Annotated in this window: 5 protein-coding genes; 4 read left to right on the top strand and 1 reads right to left on the bottom strand. The window is 71.8% G+C overall.

Features of this window, described 5'->3' with window-relative positions:
* Window positions 1-60: 60 nt before the first annotated feature.
* Window positions 61-807, bottom strand: coding sequence for a SigE family RNA polymerase sigma factor (locus E4099_RS29100; RefSeq protein WP_135342107.1), 747 nt, complete (start codon window positions 805-807; stop codon window positions 61-63).
* A 195-nt stretch (window positions 808-1,002) separates the two neighbouring features.
* Between E4099_RS29100 and afsQ1 the strand changes: the two genes are divergently transcribed.
* The 4 genes from afsQ1 to E4099_RS29080 all read left to right on the top strand — a co-directional run bounded on the left by afsQ1 (window position 1,003) and on the right by E4099_RS29080 (window position 4,601).
* Window positions 1,003-1,680 carry a two-component system response regulator AfsQ1 gene (gene afsQ1 / locus E4099_RS29095; protein ID WP_209446790.1) on the top strand — a complete coding sequence of 226 codons (678 nt, stop codon included), beginning with the start codon at window positions 1,003-1,005 and terminating at the stop codon, window positions 1,678-1,680.
* 165 nt (window positions 1,681-1,845) lie between these two features.
* A complete protein-coding gene (locus E4099_RS29090; RefSeq protein ID WP_135342108.1) occupies window positions 1,846-3,315 on the top strand; it encodes a sensor histidine kinase in 1,470 nt (489 codons plus the stop codon).
* Window positions 3,312-3,917, top strand: coding sequence for a hypothetical protein (locus E4099_RS29085; protein WP_135342105.1), 606 nt, complete (start codon window positions 3,312-3,314; stop codon window positions 3,915-3,917). The genes E4099_RS29090 and E4099_RS29085 overlap by 4 nt, the downstream gene beginning before the upstream one ends.
* A gap of 99 nt (window positions 3,918-4,016) precedes the next feature.
* The gene (locus E4099_RS29080) at window positions 4,017-4,601 is read left to right on the top strand and encodes a VanZ family protein (RefSeq protein WP_135342104.1); all 585 of its coding nucleotides are present in this window, start codon (window positions 4,017-4,019) and stop codon (window positions 4,599-4,601) included.
* The last annotated feature ends 216 nt before the right edge of the window (window positions 4,602-4,817 follow it).

The following is a 4,817-nucleotide window of genomic DNA, read 5'->3' as shown; positions in this document are numbered from 1 at the left end:
CCCGTTCCCGGAGCCCTCCCCCGGTCTCCGGCCTTTCCCCCGTAGCCTTCGGTGAGGCGGTCAGGCGACCAGTTCCCCGAAGGACTCCTCCTCGTCCCGGCCGAAGCTCAGGACGTCGTCTTCGCGCAGTCGGCGCAGCGAGCGCCAGATGCTGCTCTTGACCGTGCCGACGCTGATGTTCAGGATGTCCGCGATCTCCGGGTCGGTGCGGCCCTCGTAGTAGCGCAGCACCAGCATGGTGCGCTGCATCTCGGGCAGCCGGGCCAGCGCCTGCCAGAGCACGGCGCGCAGTTCGGTGCCGCGCATCGCGTCCTGGTCGCCGGCGGTCTCCGGCAGCTCCTCCGTCGGGTACTCGTTGAGCTTGCGGCGCCGCCAGGCGCTGATGTGCAGATTGGTCATGGTGCGGCGCAGATAGCCGCCGACCGCCGCCTTGTCGCTGATCCGGTCCCAGGCCCGGTAGGTCGAGAACAGCGCGCTCTGCAGCAGGTCCTCGGCCTCGTAGCGGTCACCGGTCAGGTGGTAGGCGGTGGCGTACAGGGAGGCGCGGCGCTCCTGGACGTACGCGGTGAAGGCCTCTTCGGCCTCCCGCCGTCCGTTCCGCCGCTCCCCCGTGGCCTCCCCGTACGTGCCTCCCCCGTGCTCCCCCGTGGAGGTCGCGTCAATGGCCACCATGTAGGCGGGCCGCTGACGCCCGGTGCCGCGAGCGCACCCCCGCCCGCTCACGGCACCGGACTTCTCGCCGCTCCAGCCGGCGTCGTGGAGACGCGTGCGAACTGCGCCCTTGGCAGTGCTGTGCAGCGTGTTCATCCCGCGCCTCCCGTCGGTGGAGCATGATCGGTTTTCCTGGCTTCCCGGGCCGTCGTCCTCCCGGTGCAGAAAACTCTGCCGGGCCAGTTTCATCGCGGTGTCCGTCGACTGTCACAGGGCTGTCACAGGGGGCGGGGCGAGGTGGGAACGCCCGCCGGTCGAACTGGAGGGCCCCGGTAGGTCAGAATGACCAACGTGCCTTTCCTGTTGCTGATCGAGGACGATGACGCCATCCGCACGGCCCTCGAGCTCTCCCTGACCCGCCAGGGCCACCGTGTGGCCACGGCGGCCTCAGGCGAGGACGGCCTGCAGATGCTGCGCGAACAACGACCTGACCTGATCGTTCTGGACGTGATGCTGCCGGGTATCGACGGCTTCGAGGTATGCCGTCGGATCCGGCGCACCGACCAGTTGCCGATCATCCTGCTGACCGCGCGCAGCGACGACATCGACGTCGTGGTGGGTCTGGAGTCGGGCGCCGACGACTACGTGGTGAAGCCGGTGCAGGGCCGGGTGCTGGACGCCCGGATCCGGGCCGTGCTGCGGCGCGGGGAGCGGGAGGCCAACGACTCCGCGTCGTTCGGCAACCTGGTGATCGACCGCTCCGCCATGACCGTCACCAAGAACGGGCAGGACCTGCAGCTCACGCCGACCGAGCTGCGGTTGCTGCTGGAGCTCAGCCGCCGGCCCGGGCAGGCGCTCTCCCGCCAGCAGCTGCTGCGGCTGGTGTGGGAACACGACTATCTGGGTGACTCGCGGCTGGTGGACGCCTGTGTGCAGCGGCTGCGCGCCAAGGTGGAGGACGTACCGTCCTCGCCGACCCTGATCCGTACGGTGCGGGGTGTGGGCTACCGGCTGGACGCGCCGCAGTGAGCGGAAGCGCCACGGGTATAGCCATGCCGCCGCGCCCGGACTCCGATCGGGGTGCGGCGGGGGACCGCGAGAGTGTGAGGACACCGCACTGTGAGTGAAGAGCCCGGTCGTGCGCGGGGTTGGGCGGCCGGTCTGCTGCGGTGGCTGAGCCTGCGGCTGCGCCTGATGCTGGTCTTCGCCCTGGTGGCGCTGGCCGCCGCGGTCTCCGCCTCGGGTATCGCCTACTGGCTGAACCGGGACGCCGTGCTGACCCGCACCCAGGACGCGGCGCTGGACGAGTTCCGCAAGGCGCTGCGGGACACCGCCAACTCCCTGCCCCGGGTGCCGACCTGCCCCGACCTCCAGGATGCCGCGCACCAGATGGCGGACAACGCGCAGAAGTACGAGGTGCTGTTGAGCACCCGGACCGCGAACGGCGGTTCCTGCCCGGCCGCCTCCGCGCCGCAGATGTTCACCATGGACATGGTGCCGGACAGCCTGGTCCGCGCGGTGAACAAGCGGCGCGCGCAGGACCACGACAACAGGGCCCCGTACCACCTGTACTGGCAGCGGATCACCCACCACGGCACGCCGTACCTGGTCGGTGGCGCCAAGGTGATCGACGGCGGGCCCACCGGCTACATGCTCAAGTCGCTGGAGAACGAGCGGCAGGACCTCAACTCGCTGGGCTGGTCGCTGGGTATCGCGACCGCGCTGGCGCTGATCGGCTCGGCGCTGCTGGCGCAGGCCGCCGCGTCCACCGTGCTGCGGCCGGTGCAGCGGCTGGGCGAGGCGGCCCAGCGCTGGGGCGAGGGGAAGCTGGACACCCGGCTGGAGGTGTCCGGTTCGGACGAGCTGGCAAACCTCTCCCGTACCTTCAACCGGACCGCGGAGCGGCTGGAGAAGAAGGTGGCGGAGCTCAGCGCGCGGGAGGCGGCCAGCCGGCGGTTCGTCGCCGACATGTCGCACGAACTGCGCACCCCGCTGACCGCGATCACCGCGGTGACCGAGGTGTTGGAGGAGGAGGCCGACGCGCTCGACCCGATGATCGCCCCCGCCGTCCAGCTGGTGGTCAGCGAGACCCGGCGACTGAACGACCTGGTGGAGAACCTGATGGAGGTGACCCGCTTCGACGCGGGCACCGCCCGGCTGGTGCTGGACGACGTCGACGTGGCCGACCAGGTGACGGCGTGCATCGACGCGCGGGCCTGGCTGGACGCGGTGGAGCTGGACGCCGAACGCGGCATCATGGCCCGCCTCGACCCGCGCCGGCTGGACGTCATCCTGGCCAACCTGATCGGCAACGCGCTCAAGCACGGCGGCTCGCCGGTGCGGGTCTCGGTGTGCACCGAGGGCGAGCGGTTGGTGATCAATGTGCGGGACCACGGCCCGGGCATCCCGGAGGACGTGCTGCCGCACGTCTTCGACCGCTTCTACAAGGCCAGCGCCTCCCGCCCCCGCTCGGAGGGCAGCGGACTGGGCCTGTCCATCGCGCTGGAGAACGCCCACATCCACGGCGGCGAGATCACCGCGGCGAACTCCCCGGAGGGCGGCGCGGTCTTCACCCTGGTGCTGCCGCGCGACTCCTCCGAGCTGGGCGCCGAGGGGTCCGGGGTGGCGCGCGCCGAGTCCGAGGGCAAGGAGGACCCGCGATGAGGATCAGCCGCCTACGGGCCGGTGCCGTCGGCCTGGCCGGACTGCTGCTCGCCGGGTGCGGCATCCGCGGCACCTCGGTGCCGGTGGACGCCGGGCCGGCGCCCTCCCGGGCCTCCTGCGAGGCCCCCGGGGAGGGGCGTACCTCCCAGCTGGCCGGCCGGGTGCCGCTGACCGTGTTCCTGATGTGCGCCACCCAGGTGCGGCCGGTGCACCGCAGCACCCAGGAGTCGGACGCACCGACCTCGACCCGTCCGCTGGACGTCGCCCGGGAGCTGCTGGACCAGCTCCAGGAGGATCCCACCGCGGCCGAGACCCAGGCCGGGTTCGGCACCGAGATGCCGGCCGAGCTCCAGGTGAACGGGCCGGCCCACGACGACCCGCGGCACACGCTGCGGCTGAGCCTGCAGCCCGAGGAGCTGCCCCCGTACGCGCTGGCGCAGCTGGTGTGCACCTTCAGCACCTCCGCGGCGACCTCGGACCGCAACCACTCGGTGGTCCTGGGCGGACCGGAGAGAGCGGTACCGCTCCAGCGCTACACCTGCGGCCAGAATCTGCGGGAGCATCCGGAGATCGCCCTGAGCTCCGGAGCGCCGGTCCGCTGAGCGTTTTCGAGCGGTGCCGCGCGGACCTACCGGTAACCCGGTACTGACCAGCGCGGCGCCGACGGAACCGCGGGCCCCGCGGACAGCGTCACACCATGCGTGCAGGGAAATGGTTCCGGCCGCAGAGCCGCATTCCGCTACCGCGCCGCGGGCGTCGTCCTCGTCATCGCCTACCTCGCGTTCCTCTGCTGGCTGGCCCTGCGTCCGGTGACCGTGCCCTGGGTGGCGTCGGAGGACATCGAGCCCCTGGGCACGATCCGGTCCGACCTGGCGCTCGGCCCCTGGGAGGCGGCCCACTCGCTCGGCGGCGGGCTGCTGCTGCTCGCCCCGCTGGGGGTGCTGCTGCCGCTGGCCGGCGGCCGGGTGGAGACGAACGGTTTCACCTCGCTGGCCCGCACCGTCTTCACCGGCGCCATGGTCTCGCTGGTCATCGGGAGCTCCCACAGCCAGGCCACCGGTCAGGTCATCAGCATGGACGGGCTGCTGCTCAACACCACCGGAGTGGCGCTGGCGCACCTGGCGGTGGTTCCCGGCGTACGGGCCTTCCTGCGCCGCAGGTCCCGACGGGGGCGACCGACCCCCCTCCGCCACGCGGAGGGGCCCGGACAGCTGACCGCCGCCCCGATCCCGGTGGGCATCGGCGCCGGCGTCTGGAACGACGTCTTCTCCCAGTCCCGGTCGTAACGGTCCTGTTCGTCGCGGTCCCGGTCGTAACGGTCCTGTTCGTCGCGGTCCCGGCCGTATCGGCCCTGTTCGTCGCGGTCCCGGCCGTATCGGCCCTGGTCGTCACGGTCCCGGTCGTAACGGTCCTGTTCGTCACGGTCCCGGTCGTCACGATCCTGTCGTAACGGTCCCGATCGTAACGGTCCCGGTCGCGACGGGGGGTGGATGCGGCGGGGG

The sequence above is a fragment of the Streptomyces palmae genome (genome assembly GCF_004684805.1).
Classification (GTDB): Bacteria; Actinomycetota; Actinomycetes; order Streptomycetales; family Streptomycetaceae; genus Streptomyces; species Streptomyces palmae.
The sequence above is the reverse complement of the archived record's forward strand: the minus strand, read 5'-3'. Positions and strand labels throughout refer to the sequence as shown.